This is a genomic window from Psychroserpens sp., assembly GCF_047633235.1.
Lineage (GTDB): Bacteria > Bacteroidota > Bacteroidia > Flavobacteriales > Flavobacteriaceae > Psychroserpens.
On sequence record NZ_JBLIET010000021.1, the window covers coordinates 40,141 to 62,128 of the forward strand.

Genomic DNA, 21,988 nt, shown 5'->3' on the forward strand with positions numbered 1-21,988 from the left:
AACTTTATTAAACAGATATAGATTCTTCGTAAGCTCTGAATGATTACAAAATTAAATATTAGTTATGTTTTAAGGACTCTGTCATTCTTTGGGAGGTAGGAATCCACAATTAAGAAATCTATAGCTTATTATTAGCAAGAATAATAAGTTCAATTCTATAACGTTAAATATTAATAAATTAGAATTAAAATGAATAAATTAACCCATTAGTCAGTTCAAATTGTGTCTTCGGAATGTTAGAACTTACGGGAATCGCATCATAAAAAAAATTAAAGTTAGTCTTAAATGCCAAATTCTTAAAGATCTCAAATAGGAGCGAAGTGTTACTCGAAAATCGATAATCACTAAATTCATTCAATTTTGGTTGGTAGTAACTCGTGCTAATAATACTTATAGTTTCCGTAGGGTATAAGCTAAAGGATAAATAGACACTTCCTCTCAGGTCGTTTTGAGTTCGATTGCTAATAACACTAGATGCTTTTTCATATTCGTACATGATTAAGGTACCCAAATAGAAACGATAATCATCACTTTTTGTTAATTTAAAACGTGGACCAGTTCCAATCAAACCTCTAAAATCAATTTCTGAAATCGCATCGTATTGTGCCTGTGTAAAAGCTTCCCATTTGACACGCTCTGAGATTTTTCGATTATATCTTAGATGTTGTGTCCCTCTATTAACTAATGAGTTGCCTCCTATCTTTTGAAAGTTTAAATCATTAACAAATAACCATAAATTGATTTGGTCATAGTATTGAACATGCGCCTTGTTCGCAATTCTAAAAATATCATTCTTATTTTTTATCAATGATACATCTAAACTCACCGAGCCTGTCCATTTTGCAGAACCTGAAGCTTTCCTTAAAGTTTCAATATTGACCACCTGAGAGAAACCAGTAAGGCTGATAAAGAATATTAGATATAAAAGTTTGGACATATGAACAAAAATTAAGCTACAAAAATAAAATTTTATAACTATATAGAACCATCGCTATTGCGAATAATGTATGTTTCCGTAGATAAAGATAATCTGCTTTATCAATATCACAATTGTTAAAAGCATTATAAATGTACTTCGTAAATCCTTAGATATTTCGTAAATTTACATACAGCATAAGAAAATCAATTTTAATATAATTCTAATAATAAATGTCAGATAAAGCTACACTAGAAATTAACGGTCAAAAATATGAATTCCCGTTAATTAAAGGTACAGAAAACGAGGTTGCAATAGATATCAAAACGTTGAGAGGGGTTACAGGAGGTTTAACAACAATTGACCCTGGTTACAAAAATACAGGTGCTTGTGAAAGTGCTATTACATTTTTGGATGGAGAAAAAGGAATCTTGAGATATCGTGGTTACTCAATAGAAGAGTTGGCAGAAAAGGCAGATTTTCTTGAAGTAGCTTATTTACTGATATTTGGAGAATTACCAAATAAAGCAGAGCTTGATAAGTTTCATACCGATATAAAAAAGCACGCTGTTGTTGATGACGACATTAAGAAAATTTTAGATGCATTTCCTAAATCTGCCCATCCAATGGGAGTTCTAGCGTCTTTAACCAGTGCATTAACGGCATTTAACCCGTCTTCTGTGAATGTAGATTCTGAAGAAGAGATGTATAACGCCATCGTTAAGATATTAGGTAAATTTCCAATTTTGGTTGCATGGACTATGCGAAAGCAAAAAGGAATGCCATTTGATTATGGTAATTCATCTCTAGGATATGTTGAGAACATCTTACAAATGATGTTTAAGCGTCCTGATGAGGAGTACAAACAGAATCCGATTTTAGTTAATGCTTTAGATAAATTATTAATCTTACACGCAGATCATGAGCAAAACTGTTCGACATCAACGGTCAGAATTGTAGGATCTTCACATGCAGGATTATATGCCTCGTTGGCATCTGGTATTTCTGCACTTTGGGGACCACTTCATGGTGGAGCGAACCAAGCAGTTCTAGAAATGTTAGAAAGTATCAAACGAGATGGAGGAGATACTAAAAAATATATGGCGAAAGCTAAGGATAAAGATGATTCTTTTCGCTTGATGGGTTTTGGACATCGTGTTTATAAAAACTTCGATCCAAGAGCAAAAATCATCAAAGTTGCAGCAGATGACGTATTAACAAATTTAGGAATTGAAGATCCTATCCTAGATATCGCAAAAGGTCTTGAAAAAGAAGCCTTAGAAGACGCTTACTTTGTAGATAGGAAATTATATCCAAATGTGGATTTCTACTCAGGAATCATTTATAGAGGTATGGATATCCCAACTGAAATGTTTACAGTAATGTTCGCTTTAGGTCGTTTACCCGGTTGGATAGCGCAATGGAGAGAAATGCGTTTACGTAAAGAACCAATAGGTCGCCCACGTCAATTATACATTGGAGAAACGCACAGACCATTTAAAGATATTAGTAAAAGATAAACTGTTTAACACAGTATTAAAGGCTTCATAAATTATTATGAAGCTTTTTTTATATTTGTAGATATGATAAAACTTAATGTAAACAATGAGACCTCTCGTTTGAGATCAGTTATTCTCGGTACAGCAAAAAGTAATGGTCCAACACCAACTCTGGACGAAGCTTACGATCCAAAATCTTTAGAACATATTAAAGCGGGAACTTATCCTATAGAAGGCGACATGATCAAAGAAATAGAGTTTGTAGCTCAAGTTTTTGAAAAGTATGACGTCAAAGTTTACAGACCAAAAATGATAGAAGACTGCAATCAGATTTTTAGTAGAGATATTGGTTTTGTCATTGATGATATCTTCATAAAGGCTAATATTTTACCAGATCGTGAGGAAGAGTTAAAAGCGATTCAATATGTGATTGATCAAATAAGTCCTGAAAAAGTGATGCATCCACCAGAAGAGGTGCATATAGAAGGAGGAGACGTTATCGTTTGGAACGATTATATATTTATTGGGACGTATTACGAACCAGATTATGCAGATTATATTGTTGCACGTACCAATATAGAAGGTGTGGCATATATCACCAAGCAGTTTCCTCATAAAACCGTAAAGAGTTTTAATTTGCGTAAATCACAAGTGAATCCAAAAGATAATGCCTTACATCTCGATTGTTGCTTCCAGCCTATTGGTAACAACAAAGCAATTTTGCATAAAGAAGGGTTTTTAGATGTCGATGAGTATGAGTGGTTGCTTAATTTCTTCGGAAAAGAGAATTGCTTCATTATTTCGAAAGATGAAATGTATAATATGAATAGCAACGTGTTTTCAATTTCTGAAAGCGTCATTATTTCTGAACAAAACTTTACCCGTTTAAATGCATGGCTTTGCGACCAAGGCTTCGTAGTTGAAGAAGTGCCTTATGCTGAAATTGCGAAGCAGGAAGGCTTATTAAGGTGCAGTACTTTGCCTTTAGTTAGGGATTAGGGTAGAAATTTTTACAACCACTTATTTAATGTTATAACAATCACCAGTGTTTAGTCTAATAAGCTTTTTTCGTTTGTGTTACCGTAATTATTGATATTTATAGATTGTTATTTGTTTTATAGCTGGTGCAAAATTTTAAATATTTGATAGACATAGTGAATGTATTCTTATGTTTGGTTAAGAGCTAAAGGTCATATTCATTTAGAAGGGCTTTTGTTCTTAATATACAGCAAACAACGTCGACTGTCTGCACATTAAATTAATTAGTAGCTTCTTCGTAGAATCCTTAGGAATTATTTGGTAATCTTTGTTTTAGCCTCAAATTTTAGACTGATTTGAAGTTCCAGAAATCATTTTTTGGCAGTGGTGCTTCATAAGTTTTGAATTCTTTAGAACCAATGACTTGATAGTTTAATTTCCAGGCGTGGAGACAAATAGATAGAGGTAAGTATTTTTGATCAGAACCATATTTTTTATCTCCAATAATAGGGAGATCTATATTAGCTAATTGAGCTCTTATTTGATGGAATCGTCCAGTTTTTGGTTTTATTTCTAAAAGATAACCAAAATCATTTTTGTCTATAACCTCATAGGAAAGAATGCATTCTAAGGAGTCTTTTGATTTTGATTGAATAATATCTGCTTTTTTTTCTAGATTATTTTTTACAAGAAAATTAATTAAGTGTTGTTTGTTTTTTTGTGGCTTGTTTTTAACAATTGCCAAATACGTTTTTTGAACTTTTCGACTACTAAATAGATTATTAAATTCAACAAGAATGCTTTTTTTCTTAGCAAAAATCAATACTCCACTTGTCACGCGGTCTAACCTATGTATTATTCCAATATAGGGTTTTCGTTTGTTTTTTAAAAGATGATTAAAAGTTTGACTCTCAATAGTACAATCCTCATAAGGATTTTTTTCACTTATAAGTCCAGCCATTTTATTTACGACTATATAATCGTTGTTTTCATGTACTATTTCAAGATTTGACATTAGCAGTTTACTTTTTCAAATTTCAAAAAAGTACTATTGCGATTAAGAAGTACAGTCGCTATCTGATTATTCAATGTTTTAGTCATTTAAATTTATTGTTGGTCAGGGAAATTGCTATTAATTATTTCACCTTTTTTGTCTTTTATGGAATAATTTATTGCATTGAGGCTCTACTCTTAATATCCAATAAGTTAACAACTACTAATAATGTTTTAGGATAAAAACTGTTTTAATTGTTTACAACCTCAGATAAACGAAGTTAGTTTTTTTCCTTGGATTATCAATACACAGTTATAGGTATATTCTTTTTCTTTTCACTCAATCGCATTCTTAGTGATATGTTTAGTTTCATCAATAAAGATTGCTTCGCCTTTATTAAGCCAAGCAAAGCCAAAACTTTCTACTGCGGCGGTTTCCATCCAAAAAGTAAGTTGATTAGCATTATAAAAATCTTCATTAATGACTCCTGTGAAACCTAGTAAAATTATAATTAGTGATAATACAACGAGTCCAGTACACGCTCTAAAAATTCTATTTCTAATTACTTTTTTTTGTCCTCGATGTCCTTTTAACTTATTAGATTTAGTGAACAATAAAAATGACATATAAGCCAATAGTATTAAAAAAAGTGCTGCAGAGATCAAGTGAGTTTCTCTTGCGTTGCCTTCAATAAATGTAATAGAGTATGCTTTTAAAGTGTCGCAATACCCATCACTTGGGTAGAATACCACAATAACACAAAGATTCCCGCAAACGTAGAGATATAAAATCTTTTGCTGCTTTACTTCTCTATACAATTATAAACATGGTTTTTTTACTTAAAAATGATAGTAAAAAGTTTCCTGCTCTTGTGTAATAATAATGGCTAATAGGTTTTATAGGTCTAACTAGATCGAAAAATAAAAGGGAATAAAGATTAAAAGAATTGGTAATGCCATTCCTAAAATTACAATGAGTTTTCTCAGTGTTTTACTGTTTTGTAATCAGATATCATCATCTTTTTTATAGTCAAGGTTAATCATATTATTAACCTTTTTAGTGAGTTGATTTTTCATAACTAATGGTTTTAAATACTTTGACATTGATACATAATAATCATTATTAAATAGTTACAATTTTTAAAAACTAAGTTACGGGTTTAGATAATACAAAATAGAGGTGATTTTAAGTAGACTTTAAAATTGCTTAGTCTCTTACAAAGCCGTCCCAACGTTTCATATACGTCACAAAAGCATTACCTAAACCTTCTTGTTTTAAATAGACTTCAGATACTGGAGTTTGTATTGGCTCAAAGTTTGGATTGTCAATGACTTGCTTTGGGGAATCGTGATGTAGAATTCCAGATTTGCCGATAGAGACAAAGCCCTCTCTAGTATTTAAAACGTTTTGGACATCTTCACCAGAACTTATTTTTCCTGCGACCGTCCATTTTACATTTTTGTAATCTAATTCTTCGAAGTGTGCGAGGCGTGATTTGTCTCGATATGCTTCATTTTCGGGAGTTTTGAAAACATCCCAAAGTGAAATGTCTAAAAAATCTATTTGATTGGTATCAATCAATTGTTGCGAAACTATTTTTACTTCATGGAGTTGCATCCCAAATCGTTCTGGTGAGAGTCGAACGCCTAATAGAAATTGTGGTGCACAAGCTTTTCTAATGCCATCAACTATCTCAAATAGGAGTGGTGCTTTGTTTTTTAAATTTCCTCCGTAAATATCCTTACGTTTATTAATATCTCAACTTAAAAATTGAGTTAAAATAAAACCATGAGCACCATGAATCTTTACACCATCATATCGGCTTTTCTGCGCTCTAATCGCAGCATTAATAAAGTCGTTACGTAAGTTATAGACCTCTTTTATTGTTAGTGCACGAGCGGTGTGTTTTTGAATTTCCGAAGGACAAACGGGTTGTTCACCAATAACGTTCTCAGGAGATCGCATACCTGCGTGATGCAATTGAATTACGGCTATACAACCTTCTTTGTGTATCCCTGCAGATTAACGTTTATGACCATCTATTTGCTGGTCTTAAAAAACCCCTAATTGGCCAGGAAACTCCTTGCCAACGGCCTGCACGTGAGAAGCACAAGTCATCGTCAACCCAAAACCTCCTTTGGCTCTCATGGTTAACCAATTAAGCTCATCATTTGAAAGCGTCCCATCATCACGACTTTGTGAATTGGTCGTTGGTGCTAACATGAAACGATTTGACATTGTTACTCCACACGTAAATGTGAGCGGTGTGTTTGGGGATTTATGAATGCTCAATGAAGTGTATTATTCTATAATAATAGTCTTAACAAAACGCTTGTTGTCAATTTTAAAGACTGCAAAATATTGTGCAGAAGCTATACTATCTAATGCAATTGTTTGTTGTTGCTTACTTAACGTGTCCTGGTATACTTGTTTGCCTAGGGTATCGATAAGTTTAAAATCAACAGCTTGTTGTAGTGGTTTTTCAAACGTAATATTGAGGTAATTACTTGATGGGTTAGGAGAAATGCTAATCATTTTACTAAAGTTTTCTTGCTCTTCATCACTTAAGGTTTCAAAAGCAACTGCAAATTCTAGAGCAGCTCCAAGAGAACCTTTTATGACTTCATAGGCATAAGGAACATCCATATTAGCTAGGTTGTCATTTATCGTATGATTTACTGGTGACACATTACTTTCATATAATCCTGTAATGATTTCGCCATTGTTTTCAAAAGGCACATAGTCTGAGGCGTAAGCATTTGAAATTTCGGTCTCTAGATTTGAATAGAGTTCTATCAAAATTGCTAAGCTATTTGTTGCTGCATTTGATGCTGCATTATTTGATTGTGGACTGCTTAAATCACGCTCACAAACAACGGTATCATTTGTCATTCCGTTAACGCCCCCAACTTCATCAATATTAAGAACAAGCCTAATATCTAAATTTTGAGGGATCACTGTGTTATTTACGTAGTAGTTACTGCCTACTAATCCATCCTCTTCTCCTGAAAAGTGAATGAATTTAATAGAATACTCTGTTTCTACATTTTTTAAAAGTCTTGCGAGTTCTAATAGTAAAACGGTTCCTGTGCCATTGTCATTAGTGCCAGGTCCATTAATTGTATCGTAATGGGCATCAATAATTAAAAAAGTATTAGGATACAAGGTTCCCGTTTTGGTTACGATAATATTATTGCTTGTTCCTGCAGAATAGGTAAATGGTTGAAGTACCACATCTGTATAGCCAAGACTTTGGTATCTAGAAGTAATCCAATTTTCGGTATTTGCTAAAGCTGAAGATCCCACAGTTTTTATTCCGAAGTTTTCAAAAGCAGTCAAATCATTAAGCACATTTGTTTGTGATGTATTGCTTACAATATTTCCATAAAATTGATTGAATGTTTGAGCGCTCGTTATAGATATAACAAATATATTTAGTAATACTATTACTAATTTTTTCATGTTTTGGGGGTTAAGGAGTTCTATTTTCGGTATAAAAAATAGTTATTTACCAAATCAATATAAATGCGTTTGGCTTCATCTTCGGTAACATCTTGGACTTGAAATAATGCATTAGTTTTAAAGGCATTGATTATAGGTTTGCGACTACTAGGACGCTCGTAGTTGTTACTTGCTTTTTTATAATAAGCGTATAAACGCAATAACATGTCTGCAGGAAAACGTTCGGTATGCGCATTTACACGTTCTACCGCTTCACTAAATTCTATTTCTAATTCTTCTGATGTCATGGTTTTGTAGCAATAACAGTTTCACCTCCTTTTACGTTTTGATTTAATTCTACTTTAATATCTGAATCTAGAGGCAAATATAAATCTACTCGAGATCCAAATTTTATAAACCCTGAATCCGAACCTTGTACAACATGGTCTTCAATGTTTGCATAATTAACAATACGTTTTGCTAAAGCTCCTGCGATTTGTCTGTACAGTATTTTTCCAAAGTTATCATTTTCTAAGATAACAGTAGTGCGCTCATTTTCTTCACTAGATTTTGGATGCCAAGCAACAAGAAATTTTCCCGGATGATATTTTGAGTAGGTTACATTTCCGCCAATAGGATAACGGGTTACATGCACATTAATGGGCGACATGAATACAGATACTTGTATGCGTTTATCTTTGAAGACCTCTTTCTCAAAAACTTCTTCTATAACGACCACTTTACCATCTACAGGTGATACTGCTGTATGGCTATCTAAGATAGTGTGTCGTTTTGGATTTCTAAAAAACTGAAGAATAAGCAACAGTAATATAAGCATTCCAATCATGAGCGAAAATCGCAACCATGGAAGATCAATGAAACGATCTATAATGAGAATGGAACCAATCACGATGACTAGTGTTATGAGAATAATTTTATAACCTTCTTTATGAAACATAAGTAATGAGTCTTAAATATAAAAATATAAATGGTGCAGCAAAGATAATACTATCTAGGCGATCTAGTAAGCCTCCATGTCCAGGCATAATGACACCACTATCTTTAACGCCAGCTTGACGTTTAAATTTGGATTCTATTAAGTCTCCAATAGTGCCAAAAACACTGACTATGATGCCTAAAATAAGCCAGTTAGTAAATGTGAGTGTGTCTGTAAAATACCAAATAAAATAACTTGCAATACATGAGAAAAAGAGTCCGCCGAGGAAACCTTCAACCGTTTTTTTAGGAGAAATACTTGAGAATAGCTTTTGCTTTCCTAAATTTTTACCTACAATATAGGCAAATGTATCATTGACCCAAACTAATATAAAAGATCCTAAGAGAAGGAGTGGTGTGAATTTTTCATAGAAATTTCCAATACAAATTAGAAATACGAATCCGCTGGACAAATAGAAGGTTGTAATTATAAATCGTTTGGAGCTAAATAGCGGAATGGTTTTTTCTGAAAACAAGTCTTTTATAAGAATAAGCAATACGAAAATGGTAATTACCAGCACTATTTGGGAAGTTTCATTAAATCCTACTAAGGACTCTGAAATGAGTTTCCAATAGGCAAACCCTAAATATAGGATTGAAAATATAATATAAGGCAGAAAGCTTTTTAATTGAATGAGTTTTTTAAACTCTGCCATACAAATCAAACCAAAAATAAAGAAGAGAGCAATAAGCGCATGCCTCCAAAATAGACAACCAATAAGAAGACAGACGTATAACAATCCTGAGATAGCTCTTGTAGCAGTTTCTTTCATTTATAAATCTTCTAGAAGCAATAGATATAAGTTTTTTGAACTACTTCCATAGGTAAGGAAGTCTTTGTCTTCTATAGTTTTAAAGTGTTTGATAGTAGTAATGTTAGTGGGTATTTTATCTCTATTTTTTCCTTTAATACCTCTAAGACCTTCACCAATGTTTTGTACGAATTGGCTCGTAGTTGCATAGATAACGAAATTATCGGGTAACTCTTTTAATTTCTTTTCAGCAATTTGATTGGAAGAAATTAATAGAGAACCATCATCTGAGATAAGATATTCACAGGTTGAAAAGAAAAATGAGCTTTCTGAAATTCGTTTTGTCTTGTCAAGTTTAAAATCTTTGAAAAGTTCATCTAAACGAGCATCGAACATTAAGACCATATCAGTTCTCCAATTATTCTCTAATAAAATGGAATTTAGAGAGTTTTGAACCTCTTGCATGTTTTCACAGTACAAGAATTTTCCACCGTTAGCTTTAAAGTTTATTGTAAATTGTTCATCAACAGGTAGCTTGATTTCAGGCATGTACTTGCCTCGCTGTTCGCTTTTTATGTTGTCTTCAGGTGTGCTTTTCAAACCGAAGATTTTACGAAATAGACTCATTTAAAAGGGATAGCTATCAATCTAATTGAATTAATGTATGATTCAAATATAAAAAAAACTTAAATTAATGTACGTCAATTTAAGTTTTTTATAAGATATATTAATAACTATCGATTTATTCTTCTTTCACTTGCTCATCTACATCCTCTTCTTTCACCGTTTCGTTATCATCTTTTGATCGATCTTTGTCAACAATTTCTTCTTCTGTTTTATTAGATTGCAACAGACGTTGGTCTATTTGCTTTTGAAAAGGTCGATCTCCAAATATTTTTTCGAGATTATCTTTAAAAATAACTTCTTTTTCAAGTAGAACTGCTGCAAGCTCAGTAAGCTTATCTTTATTGTTTTCTAACAATACAATAGCACGTTGATATTGCTTCTCTATAATATCTGAAATTTCTTTATCTATGAGTTCTGCTGTGCGTTCACTATACGGCTTTGTAAATCCAGCCTCTTGACCCGAAGAATCGTAATAAGTAATATTACCCACTTTCTCACTAAGACCATAAATAGTAACCATAGCTCTAGCTTGCTTTGTCACTTTTTCTAGATCACTAAGTGCACCTGTAGATATTTTATCAAAAATAACTTTCTCTGCAGCACGTCCACCTAAAGCAGCACACATTTCGTCTAGCATTTGTTCGGGTCTTACAATTAGACGCTCTTCTGGTAAGTACCAAGCGGCACCTAATGACTGTCCACGAGGTACAATAGTTACTTTTACTAAAGGTGCAGCGTGTTCTAGCATCCAACTTACAGTTGCGTGTCCAGCTTCATGAAAAGCAATTGCTTTTTTCTCTTCAATAGTAACAATTTTATTCTTTTTTTCAAGACCACCTACAATGCGATCAACCGCATCTAAGAAATCTTGTTTATCAACCGCTTTTTTGCCATTTCTAGCAGCAATTAATGCAGCTTCGTTACATACGTTCGCAATATCTGCTCCAGAGAATCCTGGCGTTTGTTTTGCTAAGAAATCAATATCTAATTTTTCAGCTTGTTTGATGGGTCTTAAATGAACTTCAAAGATTTCTTTACGTTCTCTCACGTCAGGAAGATCTACAAAAATTTGTCTATCAAAACGTCCAGCACGCATTAGTGCTTTATCTAAAACATCTGCTCTGTTAGTTGCAGCGAGTACAATAACGTTTGTATTAGTTCCAAAACCATCCATTTCTGTTAGCAGTTGGTTAAGTGTGTTTTCACGTTCATCATTAGAACCTGAGAAATTACTCTTACCGCGAGCTCTACCAATAGCGTCTATTTCATCAATAAAAATGATAGCTGGTGATTTTTCTTTGGCTTGCTTGAATAAATCTCTTACACGAGATGCTCCAACACCCACAAACATTTCGACAAAATCTGAACCAGATAATGAAAAGAAAGGTACTTTCGCTTCTCCAGCAACTGCTTTTGCTAATAAGGTTTTACCTGTTCCAGGTTGACCTACTAATAGTGCTCCCTTTGGTATTTTACCACCAAGAGAGGTGTATTTTTCGGGATTTTTAAGAAAATCTACAATTTCTTGTACTTCTTCTTTAGCACCCTCTAAACCTGCTACATCTTTAAATGATGTTTTTACGTCAGTTTTCTCATCAAATAATTTGGCTTTAGATTTTCCTATGTTGAAAATTTGTCCACCAGCGCCTCCGCCACCACCGCTAGACATACGCCTCATGATAAAGATCCAAACACCTATTATTAGGATAAAAGGTAATAATGAAAACAAAAGATTTCCAAAGACATTCTCCTCAGATTTAAACTCTACAGGAACATTTATATTTGGGTTTTCTATTTTGGTAGCATTGATTTGTTCTTCAAATAATTTTAAATCACCAAACTCAAAGGTATAATTTGGTAACGGGGTCACTTGAGGTAAAATACTTGAAGGTTTCGACGCCTTATGGACTTCTTTGTCTTGTGCATCTTTAGTCAAGTAAACGCGTGCTTCGCGCTTATTAACGATATCAACCCTGTCAACATCGCCTTGCTCCATAAAACTAAAAAATTCTGATGGGTTTATTTTTTTACCTCCAGAGCCACTCATACCCGAAAATATCTGTATTCCTAAAAATACTGCTATTACGATACCGTAAATCCACCAAGAATTAAACTTTGGTTTTTTACTTAAATTTTTATTGTCTTTTGCCATCTATATAGTACCGTAAATTCGGTTTTTTTTAATGTTTAGTAACTTGTTTCTACTTGTGTCGTTTTTGCATCTCCCCAAAGACTTTCAATATCATAGTACTCTCTAATATGTTTTTGAAAGACGTGAACAACGACATTAACATAGTCCATTAAGACCCATTCTGCGTTATCGCTTCCTTCTACGTGCCATGGATTGTCTCTGTGTTCTTTACTTACCTTTTTTTGTATGGAATTTACAATTGCGTTAACCTGCGTATTAGAAGTACCTTCACAGATAATAAAGTAATCACAAACTGTATTCTCAAGTTCTCTAAGATCTAAAATTATAATTTCTTTTCCTTTTACATCTTCAATACCAGCAATAACTGTAGTTATAAGTTGATCTGGACTCGTATTTTTTTGCGTCATTAAATTGATTTAATTTTGTGCAAAGTTATTATTTTTTTGTGTCTTATAAACGGATATTTATCATAAGAAATTTATAATTTTTTCTAGCACATTACTATGCACATAATCAAACTTAATGCCATCGACTCTACAAGTACATTTTTAAGACAACTGAGTGGTGAAAAAAAATTAGAAAATTACACTGTTGTTGTTGCAGCATCCCAATCAAAAGGACGTGGTCAAATGGGAACTTCATGGAGTTCTAACTCAGGTGAAAACCTTATGGCTAGTGTGTTTGTCGATGTTTCTTTCTTGGCGATACACTATAGTTTCTGGATTAGTATGGTGACATCGTTGGCGATATCAAAGACATTAAAAGAGCTTTATATTAGTAATGTAAAAGTAAAATGGCCAAACGACATTTTGGCAGACCAAAAGAAAATTTCAGGTGTTTTAATTGAAAATGTCATAAAGAATAATCGCCTTCAAGCTTGCATTATTGGTTTTGGTCTTAATGTTAACCAGAGGTGTTTTGATAATTTACCATTGGCGACATCGATGCAAATGGTTTCTAGGAAAACATATAACATTGATGCGATCCTTAAAAAAGTCATAGACAATTTACAAATTTATATGACCCAATTGAAAGACGGTGATTTTACTAATATCAAAGACCTTTATGAAATTGAACTATTTAGAAAAGAAAAACCTTCTACATTTGAGGATGCAAAAGGCTCTTTATTTTCTGGTTTTATAAAAGGGGTTTCAAAGTCTGGGCATCTTCAAGTTTTAATAGAAGATGGTGTTATTAAAGAATTTGAACTTAAAGAAGTAACACTTCTTTATTAGATTTGCTTAGGCATATTGGTCGCTAAAGTTTCAATAAACTTGGTGATTGGACCTTTAATCATCATCGCCATCATTGCATTGAATTCCCCTTCAAAAATTAATTCTACGACGCTTTGTTCAGGTTTAGGTTCTGTTATATTTGCTGTTAGTGAAAAGTCTAATTTTCCACCAGCAGCGCCTAAAACTATTTTGTTTGGCGCTATAGCTTCTTTCTTTTTAAGCACTATTTCTGGCATTCCTTTTAAGGCAAATAAAAACTTATCAGTATCAAGAACTTCAAATTTACTAATATTTTCGGGCATTAATTTTTCGAAGTTTTTGACATCCGAGAGAAATTCAAACGTATCTTGAGCTGATTTATTTATAGTTGTTTTTGGTGATTCTAATTTCATAAGTGTAAGATTATAATTTTATAGAGCTATAATCAAATAGCATTCCATTCACTTGGATTCGCATTCCAAAGGGCCAAAACTTCTTGTTCTTTAGTGGTTATATATTTGGTGTCAAGTGCTTGTTCTAATAGGTTTTCGTAATTGCTTAACGTATAAAGATCGACATTAGCCGTTTCAAAATTACTCTTGGCGATATCAAACCCATAAGAAAAGATAGCGACCATACCTTTAACATTAACATTAGCTTTTTTAAGCGCTTTTACAGCGTTAAGACTACTTTTTCCAGTACTTATTAAATCTTCAACGACAACAACATTTTGTCCAGCCTCTATAAAACCTTCAATTTGGTTTTGGCGACCATGAGATTTTGCTTCTGGTCTTACATAAATAAACGGAAGGCCTAAATATTCAGCAACTAACATTCCAATTCCTATAGCACCAGTTGCAACACCAGCAATAACATCTACTTTTCCGTAGTGAGATTCAATATGTTTCGCCATAGTTTCGCGAATATAATTTCTAATTGGTGGAAATGAGAGTACAATTCTGTTATCACAATAGATTGGTGATTTCCATCCAGACGCCCATATAAATGGTTCGTTAGGTTGCAATTTTATTGCATTAATTTGCAATAAAACTTCAGCGGTTTGTTTGGCAGTTTCTTTGTCAAAAGTCATAGTGTAAAACTACACTTTTTTTAATAAAAATAATTTTAGAAAAGGAAATAAAAAAGAATTTTAAAATAGGCATCATCTATATAAAAATGATATTTTTACTTTTTAAACGCTACACTTATAATTTATGTATTACATATTCGTAAATGATAAACCTATTATCTTAACCACTGCCGTGGAAAAGGAAGATGGTTTTAAAAACTTCCTACTGGCGGAAGTAAATATAGGCAAGGTGATAAAGAAACTAAATTCTTCAGCTCTAAAAGAGGTTAGACTTATTGGTAAAAATGAAGATAAACTCATTAAAAAGTTTCTAAAACTGCTACCAAATGTTGTAGCAGGCGGAGGAAAAGTCTATAATGAAAAAGGAGAGGTTCTTTTTATTTATAGAAATGATAAATGGGATTTGCCTAAAGGTAAAGCAGAGAAAAATGAAAGTATTGAAGAAACTTCAATGCGAGAAGTCGAGGAGGAGACTGGCGTAAAAGGCCTTGAAGTCGTAAGACCATTAGAAACGACTTATCATATTTTTAAACGTAACGGGAAACATAAAATCAAAGTAACTTATTGGTTTGAAATGAAAACGTTATTTAAAGGACCATTATTACCTCAAGAAGAAGAGGGGATTACAAAAGTAGAGTGGCTTTCAATAGAAGAAAGTCAAAAGGCGTTGGGAAATAGTTATGCTAATATTAGAAGATTGGTTTAAGGTAATTTATTAATTAATCTCTTTTATTGCAGCTAATAAGGTGTCTTTTATAAGTAAGTTCATTTGGTTGTCTTTTGAGTGTTTTTGATTTATTTCTATTTCTATACCTGTGTAATTCATTTTAAATTGACGTCTTAAATAGGTAGTAAAACCGTCAGATTTTCCTAAGTATGGATAATTAAATCTCATTTTTAAATTGTGGTTTTTTGCTTTAATTTTAGATTTTAAGAGTGCTGAAAACAGCTTCTCTGAGGGTTTTTTAGGGTCGTACAGTAAACCAATATCACACTCTCGCTTTATATTTTTAAGGGTTGGTGTGAAGGAATGTATAGAAAGATGCAATACAGTGTCGCCTTTAGATATAAAGTTTGATATTATTGATGACACCTCATGTCGATAGGGATGGTAATAGGTTGAGGTAATTTGATTCTTCTGAATTACGCTTAATTTATTGCTATATTCTGAAAATAACTGACTATGATGAAGCGATCGATTTAGTTCAATTAACAAACGACTTGTTGTACTCGCTTTTGAATAATCAGAAAGAGATTTTAAATAGTCAAAAGTATCGAGAGCACCCAAGTCAAAACCTCTATGAGTCTCTAAGACCTTTTGGTTTTCTTGAAATAAATAAACATATTCATTTGGGATTTTATTTCCACCATGTTCACAAGTGAGGATTAGTTTCAATTGACAAACAATTGATTCATTTCTAAACATTCAGCAAGATCAGAATACACTTGTTTGATTTTCGCTTCTGAAGTATCATTTCCAATAGCTTTCAATATTCTAGAGGATAAAGATCCTTCAGTTAAGATGATTTCAATTGTCTTTTGATTTTCCGAAGATAGTTTGGGTTTAACCCAGTTATACAAATGTTGCCAAACATTTTGCATTGTTGAAATTTCTTTTATTCCGAAAATTGATAAATAGTCAAAATTGACAACTCTTGCGAGTTCTCCATACTTTATTCCGTCATTTAAGATGTCAAATAATTCTTGCTTTGTCCATTTCTTCTGTGCTTGTAGTGTACATAACTCTTTGTTGACTAAAGCTTTTAAAACTTCAATGATTAAGATGCAGATTGCAACATCAGCTTTGGGACATTCCTGAATGTCTATAAGACGAATTTCTATAGCATTCCTATCAAAACGAGCAATAGCGCCTCTAGAATTTAAAAAGTGATGATCTAATATGCTTTTGGTGTCAAAAGGTTTGATTGCTCTTTTTATAGGGTCAAAAATGGTTGCGTAATAATCGACTTTACTAAAAACACGTTCAGGAATAACTAATCCTGTCATTTCGGGAATCTCTTTCTGATTCGTTTTATAAAATTCCAAACGGGAATCCATAATACCAGTAAGATGACCTTCCAAAATTGGAGAACTTGCACATAATCCCGGAATTATTGGTAAAATAACTCGTACGGCAGCATGGAGTTTTTCAAATTCTTTGTCGTCGTAAAAGGGTAGGTTGATATGAGTACTTTGTACATTGCTCCAGCCGTGGCCTTTACAATCAAAAATTCTATTATAGAGTTCATAAACTTCACTATAACTGTGTTTCCATAGTTCTGTATCTTTCGATGGATTCATTAATGGATGAGAGGCAGTCGGCAATAATTTAACATCTATTGATTGTAATAATTGATTTATTTCTAAAATGTTTTTATGAAACTTCTCAGATAATGACTCTAAATCTGTTGTAGGACCATTTGTTTTAAGTTCCACGACGTGAGCGACTAATTCATTACTCCAGGCAATAGCGCCATTGTCTATATCTGACGTTAGGTTACCGTTTTTTAAGGTTAATAATTGATCAACTAGTGGTGCAACTTTGAACGTTGACGTGTTGATAAGCATGTATTCTAGCTCAATACCAAAAACTTCAAATAGGTGATATCTTTTACTCATGATTATTCTAATCTAGATTTTAACGCTAATAATATGGTGGCGTAGACCTTATCTCCATAGTATAAATCTTCTACACCAAAGTCAATGTTTGGATTGTCGTTTATTTCAATAACCATGGGATGGTCATCTACCACTTTAATATCAATTCCATACAGGCCTTTACCTATTAGTTTTGCACTTTTTATTGCCATATCTAGAACTGTTTTTGGAACCTCTTCAAGAGGTAAACAGTCTGCTTCGCCATCTTGGTCGTTCTTTTTTTTGGCATTCCAATTATAGATTTGCCAGTGGTCTTTTGCCATGTAATATTTGCAGGCATAGAATGGTTCGTCATCAATTATACCAATTCTCCAATCATAATCTGAGGGACAGAACTCTTGAGCAATTATGAGGTCTGATTCTTTCAGCATTTCTGTAACTAAACCATCATATTCTTCTTCTGTTTTAGCCTTTTTTACACCAAAAGAAAATGTAGAATCTGGAGCTTTTAATACACAGGGTAAACCAACTATTTTTAGAACTTTATCTTTATTGTCTTTATGAATAATAACAGTTTTAGGTGTTGCAATATTTGCATTATTTAAAGCTTCGGCCATATAAACTTTATTGCAGCATTTTAAAATAGCATTTGGATAATCAACAATAGCAATCCCTTCTTGTTGCGCTTTACGTGCAAAAGCATAGGTTTCATTATTTACTTCTGTGCTTTGACGAATTAATAAAGCATCAAAAGAGGATAGTCTTGATAAGTCTTTAGGCTCAATAATCTCTGCATAAATATTCAATTTTTCAGCGATTTCTAAGAATTTTTTTAATCCTTTGGGATTACTTGGAGGTGCTGGATCATTGGGATTAACCAATATAGCTAAATCAAAGTCGTAGTTCGAAAGTTTTGGAGTATCGTATCGCTTCTTTCCAAAATACTGATTAGCGAAAATTTGTACGGTTTCAAAATGTTCTTGCGGGATCTCTGATTCTGAAATAGCCTTAATACTCTGTATCGTCCACTTTAGATTATGACTAAATTTCACTCTTAAAAAGGGAACTTGAAAATGTTTGTAAAACAAACTACTCAACTCCTTGTATTTTTGCGCTACATTTTGTCCAAAATAAATACTTAATGTAAACTCACGAGATTTTATACTTTTTAAACTCTGCTGAATCACGTCATCAAATTCATCTGAGACTATACGAACTAATTTTAACGCTCGTAGATCCACAATGTTTTTGACCGTTGGTATTGGTAAATGTTCTCTTGCTTCTGCTAAAAGAGACACATAATAGCCTTTAGATTGGTAAGAGTAGTCTTTACAGAGATTAAAAATTCTGGCTTTTTTTAGTTGCGAAAATTTAGGGTTAGTAAGATACTCTTGTGAGGATATTACGGTAATATTATCAATCAAAAAATTCCATTTCTCTGGTTGATTGACAACAATAAGTTTATTCATGATTGACGTCTAAAATCGATATAATTTTGAACAAATTTATATAAAATTATGTTTGCTTTTACAAAAGATAAAAAATAAATATTTTGAATTTAAATAACTATTAATCAAATATTTACATATATTTTTAGATTAAAATTTGATGACTTTTTAATTTTATTAAAACAGTTTATAAATGGGGTATTGCAAATGTGCCTTTTCATAATTTTCACTCTGTTTATGCAACCAATCCAACTGTGCAAACCAATTATCAGCAAATTCTTTATTGAATGTCTTTTTTAGATTGAAAGCTATTTGTAGCTTTGGATTACTTCTCAACAATTCTTGTGCTAAGTCCTCCCAAACATAAGGTGAGAAGCTTTCTTTTTGTTGTAGAATCGTATCAAAAAAGTTCCAGCTAAAAAATGAATCAGGAGCCTGTGGTTCTAAGGTTTCTAATAGATATCTAATTCCGTTTTGATTAGTATCAATTATATAATCACCTTTAAAAAAGCTTACTTTTTCTTCGGAAATATCTAACGCCACATTATAATGGGAATAATGACCTTCATAAGCTTGCTTTCTCGTGTCATAGCTTTTGATAGTATATGTATTCACAGTAAGAGTCGTATCCTTTTCTAAACGGTTCATTTCAATATTATTTACTTCTAAGAGTTCTAAAACGTTCCACCATCCTTGAGGAATTATATAAGCTTTTGGAATCTCTACCTCCAAAGTTGAGGACATATAATTTTGATACTTTATTTTTTTTGTAAATGGTTTATTTCGGTCATACTTTAATCGCTGTGCACCAGTTAAATCACTTTCAATGCTATTGCCTTCAAATCCTTTAAAATTTAAAATTGTTGTTTTTGTGGTATCAATAGACCATTGTAGAGAGTAGCTTTTTTTATTTCTTATATTTTTTACTGCATTTCTTCGTAATTTAGAAATCGTCTCGCCTTCATTCTCAGTAATTTCTATCATGCTTTTCATGAGCTCATAAGTTCCTTCAACACGCTTGTCATAAGGTTTTAGCATATGAGTTTCTACCATCATACCTAATGTATTCCATAAGGTTGTGTAACCTGTTGAATAACGGGGAGAATCCATAAACTGGCTAAACCCTTGCTCAGGAGTACTATTAAAGACATTTACGTAAGGAGTGATATCCCAATTTTTGTCAGCGAGATTTTGCTCTAGTTGAGGCATTATTTTAGTATGTAAGAATTCACCAAGTTCACCTCCTAATTTATTATGCTGCGTAAATAAATGCGTTAACGTATATTGGTAATCGGCACCATTACTCACATGATTATCAATAAACACATCAGGTTGAACCAAATGAAATAGTTGAGCAAAGGTTCTAGCGTTTTTTGTGTCAGACTTTATAAAATCCCGGTTCAAATCAAAATTACGAGCATTGCCTCTAAATCCATAAGATATCGGACCGTTTTGATTCGTTCTCGTTGTTGAATTTCTGTTTAAACTCCCACCAACATTATAAATGGGTATCGTTACTAAAACAGTAGATTCAGGCATGTCAATTTTGCCTTGAACGATATCTCGAAATAACATCATTGTAGCATCAATACCATCAGACTCTCCAGGATGAATTCCATTATTGATTAATAGAATACGTTTGGTTTTTCTTATTTCAGAAAAATCAAAATTTGAATCAGGATTTAGTGTTATGATATGAAGTGGTTTACCTGAATCTGTTTCGCCAATACTATCAATTTTTACTTCGGAAAATGTTGCTGCTAGGCGCTCATAAAACATAATGGTCTCCTTATAAGTTGCTGTTTCTAAGCCTTCAGATTTTTCAAATTGTGTTGTGAAATCACATGTTTTAGTATCACTTTTAGTCGAACAAGACCAAACGCAAAGGGATAATACGATGATATTTAGTTTTATTAGGTTCTGGTTTTTAAATAGATATGTCAAATTGTTCATATGTTGTTCATTTCTTGATAAATGTCAATTAAATCATTTCAAAGTTAATCTTAATTTTATTTATCCTTCTAAACTAATAGCTATAATGAAAGTATTTATTCTCCCTTTCGGAAAAATCAACTTGATTAATCCTCACATTGCCGAAGTCATCTTTAATGAAGGCACAATCTTAGATAAACCAGAAGTTGAAGCCTATCAAAATTTATTGCGATCTCAATTAAAGCCACCATTTTCCATATTAATAAATATGGAAAATGCCTATTCTCATACATTTGAGGCACAATTAGCGATGGGTGACCTAAAGGATATTGTATATCGAGCAGTTGTTGTTGTGTATAATTATAATGCAGAAATGGCGACTAAAATAATAATGAATCTCAACAAAATAATAATTGGAATATTAGATTATTTAGAGAGCGACAGGAGGCCTTAGACTGGTTGCATATTAATGTTAATAATAGAAGCGCGGTATGATTCCTGTGCTTATTTTAATTAATTTAGCACTTCCTTAATTTTAAGTCATGTTACAAACTACAAATACAATTTTAATGATTCGTCCCGTTAATTTTAGGATGAATGAGCAAACCGCTATCAATAATTATTTTCAAGAAGCTTTAGACATAAAAAACGCAGAAATTAACTCAAAAGCACAAATTGAGTTTGATGATCTTGTTGTAAAGTTGAGAGCCGTTGGTGTTCATGTTATTGTTGAGCACGATGACAAATCAATGGATACTCCAGATTCTATTTTTCCAAATAATTGGGTGAGCTTTCATGAAAATGGTGACGTAGGTCTCTATCCAATGTTTGCTGCAAATCGTCGGAGAGAAAGACGGGAGGATATTCTTACTAATTTAGAAAAAGAAGGCTTTCAAATTAATAATATTATAGACTATACGAGTGCAGAAGATGAAGGTTTCTTTTTAGAAGGAACAGGAAGTTTGCTTTTGGATCGTATGAATTCAAAAGCCTATTGTGCTCTGTCAGCTAGAGCAGACGAAGATTTGTTTATAGAATTTTGCGAAGATTTTGAATATACACCAGTTATATTTAAAGCCTATCAAAATGTTGATGGTACGCGTTTACCAATTTATCATACGAATGTAATGATGTGTTTGGCTGAGCAGTTTTCAGTAATATGCCTGGATGCGATTGACGATAAGAAAGAGCGTAAACAGGTGACTAAAAGCTTAAAAGCAAATGGCAAGACGATCATAGTGATTTCTGAATCACAAATGCACCAATTTGCTGGTAATATGTTGCAAGTAAAAGGAGAAAATGATCAACGTTATTTAGTGATGAGTAAGGCTGCTCATGATAGTCTTACTTC

General features: G+C 32.8%; 22 protein-coding genes and 1 pseudogene. 6 read left to right on the forward strand and 17 right to left on the reverse strand.

Translation table 11 applies throughout. The annotated features are described in order from the left end of the window. Positions 1-184: 184 nt before the first annotated feature. The gene (locus ACJAZK_RS08635) at positions 185-937 is read right to left on the reverse strand and encodes a DUF481 domain-containing protein (RefSeq protein WP_415223579.1); all 753 of its coding nucleotides are present in this window, start codon (positions 935-937) and stop codon (positions 185-187) included. Positions 938-1,149: 212 nt separating this feature from the next. On the opposite strand from ACJAZK_RS08635, the gene ACJAZK_RS08640 reads away from it, so the two are divergent. Both ACJAZK_RS08640 and ACJAZK_RS08645 read left to right on the forward strand, forming a co-directional pair. Continuing rightward, entirely contained in the window at positions 1,150-2,436 is a 1,287-nt protein-coding gene (locus tag ACJAZK_RS08640) for a citrate synthase (protein WP_415223580.1), read from the forward strand. Between the two features lie 63 nt (positions 2,437-2,499). Further along, the gene (locus ACJAZK_RS08645; protein ID WP_415223581.1) at positions 2,500-3,414 is read left to right on the forward strand and encodes a dimethylarginine dimethylaminohydrolase family protein; all 915 of its coding nucleotides are present in this window, start codon (positions 2,500-2,502) and stop codon (positions 3,412-3,414) included. 325 nt (positions 3,415-3,739) lie between these two features. Here ACJAZK_RS08645 and ACJAZK_RS08650 read toward each other — a convergent pair whose 3' ends face one another. The 10 genes and pseudogenes from ACJAZK_RS08650 to rsfS all read right to left on the reverse strand — a co-directional run bounded on the left by ACJAZK_RS08650 (position 3,740) and on the right by rsfS (position 12,762). Further along, positions 3,740-4,408, reverse strand: a complete 669-nt coding sequence (locus ACJAZK_RS08650; RefSeq protein ID WP_415223582.1) for an RluA family pseudouridine synthase — start codon at positions 4,406-4,408, stop codon at positions 3,740-3,742. Between the two features lie 314 nt (positions 4,409-4,722). Beyond that, a complete protein-coding gene (locus tag ACJAZK_RS08655) occupies positions 4,723-5,205 on the reverse strand; it encodes a hypothetical protein (protein ID WP_415223583.1) in 483 nt (160 codons plus the stop codon). Positions 5,206-5,593: 388 nt separating this feature from the next. Further along, positions 5,594-6,679 (reverse strand): annotated as a pseudogene (locus ACJAZK_RS08660) (NADH:flavin oxidoreductase). Between the two features lie 9 nt (positions 6,680-6,688). Beyond that, positions 6,689-7,849 (reverse strand): M28 family peptidase, encoded by a 1,161-nt coding sequence (locus ACJAZK_RS08665; RefSeq protein ID WP_415223584.1) that lies wholly within the window; start codon positions 7,847-7,849, stop codon positions 6,689-6,691. A gap of 20 nt (positions 7,850-7,869) precedes the next feature. Then, a complete protein-coding gene (locus ACJAZK_RS08670; RefSeq protein ID WP_028871136.1) occupies positions 7,870-8,136 on the reverse strand; it encodes an acyl-CoA-binding protein in 267 nt (88 codons plus the stop codon). Beyond that, entirely contained in the window at positions 8,133-8,786 is a 654-nt protein-coding gene (locus ACJAZK_RS08675) for a phosphatidylserine decarboxylase family protein (protein ID WP_415223585.1), read from the reverse strand. The genes ACJAZK_RS08670 and ACJAZK_RS08675 overlap by 4 nt, the downstream gene beginning before the upstream one ends. Further along, positions 8,776-9,597 carry a phosphatidate cytidylyltransferase gene (locus tag ACJAZK_RS08680; RefSeq protein WP_415223586.1) on the reverse strand — a complete coding sequence of 274 codons (822 nt, stop codon included), beginning with the start codon at positions 9,595-9,597 and terminating at the stop codon, positions 8,776-8,778. The genes ACJAZK_RS08675 and ACJAZK_RS08680 overlap by 11 nt, the downstream gene beginning before the upstream one ends. Continuing rightward, positions 9,598-10,203, reverse strand: a complete 606-nt coding sequence (locus ACJAZK_RS08685) for an LUD domain-containing protein (protein ID WP_415223587.1) — start codon at positions 10,201-10,203, stop codon at positions 9,598-9,600. Positions 10,204-10,318: 115 nt separating this feature from the next. After that, on the reverse strand, positions 10,319-12,355 hold the full coding sequence (gene ftsH / locus ACJAZK_RS08690; protein ID WP_415223588.1) for an ATP-dependent zinc metalloprotease FtsH: 2,037 nt from the start codon (positions 12,353-12,355) through the stop codon (positions 10,319-10,321). A gap of 35 nt (positions 12,356-12,390) precedes the next feature. Continuing rightward, positions 12,391-12,762, reverse strand: a complete 372-nt coding sequence (gene rsfS, locus ACJAZK_RS08695; protein ID WP_415223589.1) for a ribosome silencing factor — start codon at positions 12,760-12,762, stop codon at positions 12,391-12,393. Between the two features lie 96 nt (positions 12,763-12,858). Between rsfS and ACJAZK_RS08700 the strand changes: the two genes are divergently transcribed. Further along, complete coding sequence (locus ACJAZK_RS08700) at positions 12,859-13,590, forward strand: biotin--[acetyl-CoA-carboxylase] ligase (RefSeq protein WP_415223590.1); 732 nt, start codon at positions 12,859-12,861, stop codon at positions 13,588-13,590. On the opposite strand, the gene ACJAZK_RS08705 is transcribed toward ACJAZK_RS08700, so the two are convergent. Then, on the reverse strand, positions 13,587-13,982 hold the full coding sequence (locus ACJAZK_RS08705; RefSeq protein WP_415223591.1) for an SRPBCC family protein: 396 nt from the start codon (positions 13,980-13,982) through the stop codon (positions 13,587-13,589). The two genes, ACJAZK_RS08700 and ACJAZK_RS08705, sit on opposite strands and share 4 nt — an antisense overlap. A 32-nt stretch (positions 13,983-14,014) precedes the next feature. Then, entirely contained in the window at positions 14,015-14,659 is a 645-nt protein-coding gene (pyrE, locus tag ACJAZK_RS08710) for an orotate phosphoribosyltransferase (protein ID WP_415223592.1), read from the reverse strand. 124 nt (positions 14,660-14,783) lie between these two features. Between pyrE and ACJAZK_RS08715 the strand changes: the two genes are divergently transcribed. Further along, positions 14,784-15,365, forward strand: a complete 582-nt coding sequence (locus ACJAZK_RS08715) for an NUDIX hydrolase (RefSeq protein WP_415223593.1) — start codon at positions 14,784-14,786, stop codon at positions 15,363-15,365. Positions 15,366-15,374: 9 nt separating this feature from the next. On the opposite strand, the gene ACJAZK_RS08720 is transcribed toward ACJAZK_RS08715, so the two are convergent. From ACJAZK_RS08720 to ACJAZK_RS08735, 4 genes are all read right to left on the reverse strand, one after another. After that, positions 15,375-16,055, reverse strand: a complete 681-nt coding sequence (locus ACJAZK_RS08720; RefSeq protein WP_415223594.1) for an N-formylglutamate amidohydrolase — start codon at positions 16,053-16,055, stop codon at positions 15,375-15,377. Next, positions 16,052-17,278: a glutamate-cysteine ligase family protein gene (locus tag ACJAZK_RS08725; protein ID WP_415223595.1), complete on the reverse strand. Its 1,227-nt coding sequence runs from the start codon at positions 17,276-17,278 to the stop codon at positions 16,052-16,054. Before ACJAZK_RS08725 ends, ACJAZK_RS08720 begins: the two co-directional genes overlap by 4 nt. 2 nt (positions 17,279-17,280) lie before the next feature. Further along, positions 17,281-18,726: a RimK family protein gene (locus ACJAZK_RS08730; protein WP_415223596.1), complete on the reverse strand. Its 1,446-nt coding sequence runs from the start codon at positions 18,724-18,726 to the stop codon at positions 17,281-17,283. A gap of 156 nt (positions 18,727-18,882) precedes the next feature. Next, positions 18,883-20,658, reverse strand: coding sequence for a M14 family metallopeptidase (locus ACJAZK_RS08735; RefSeq protein WP_415223597.1), 1,776 nt, complete (start codon positions 20,656-20,658; stop codon positions 18,883-18,885). An 85-nt stretch (positions 20,659-20,743) separates the two neighbouring features. On the opposite strand from ACJAZK_RS08735, the gene ACJAZK_RS08740 reads away from it, so the two are divergent. Beyond that, positions 20,744-21,091 carry a hypothetical protein gene (locus ACJAZK_RS08740; protein WP_415223598.1) on the forward strand — a complete coding sequence of 116 codons (348 nt, stop codon included), beginning with the start codon at positions 20,744-20,746 and terminating at the stop codon, positions 21,089-21,091. Between the two features lie 88 nt (positions 21,092-21,179). Next, on the forward strand, positions 21,180-21,988 hold an 809-nt coding region (gene ctlX / locus ACJAZK_RS08745), incomplete at its 3' end, for a citrulline utilization hydrolase CtlX (RefSeq protein ID WP_415223599.1).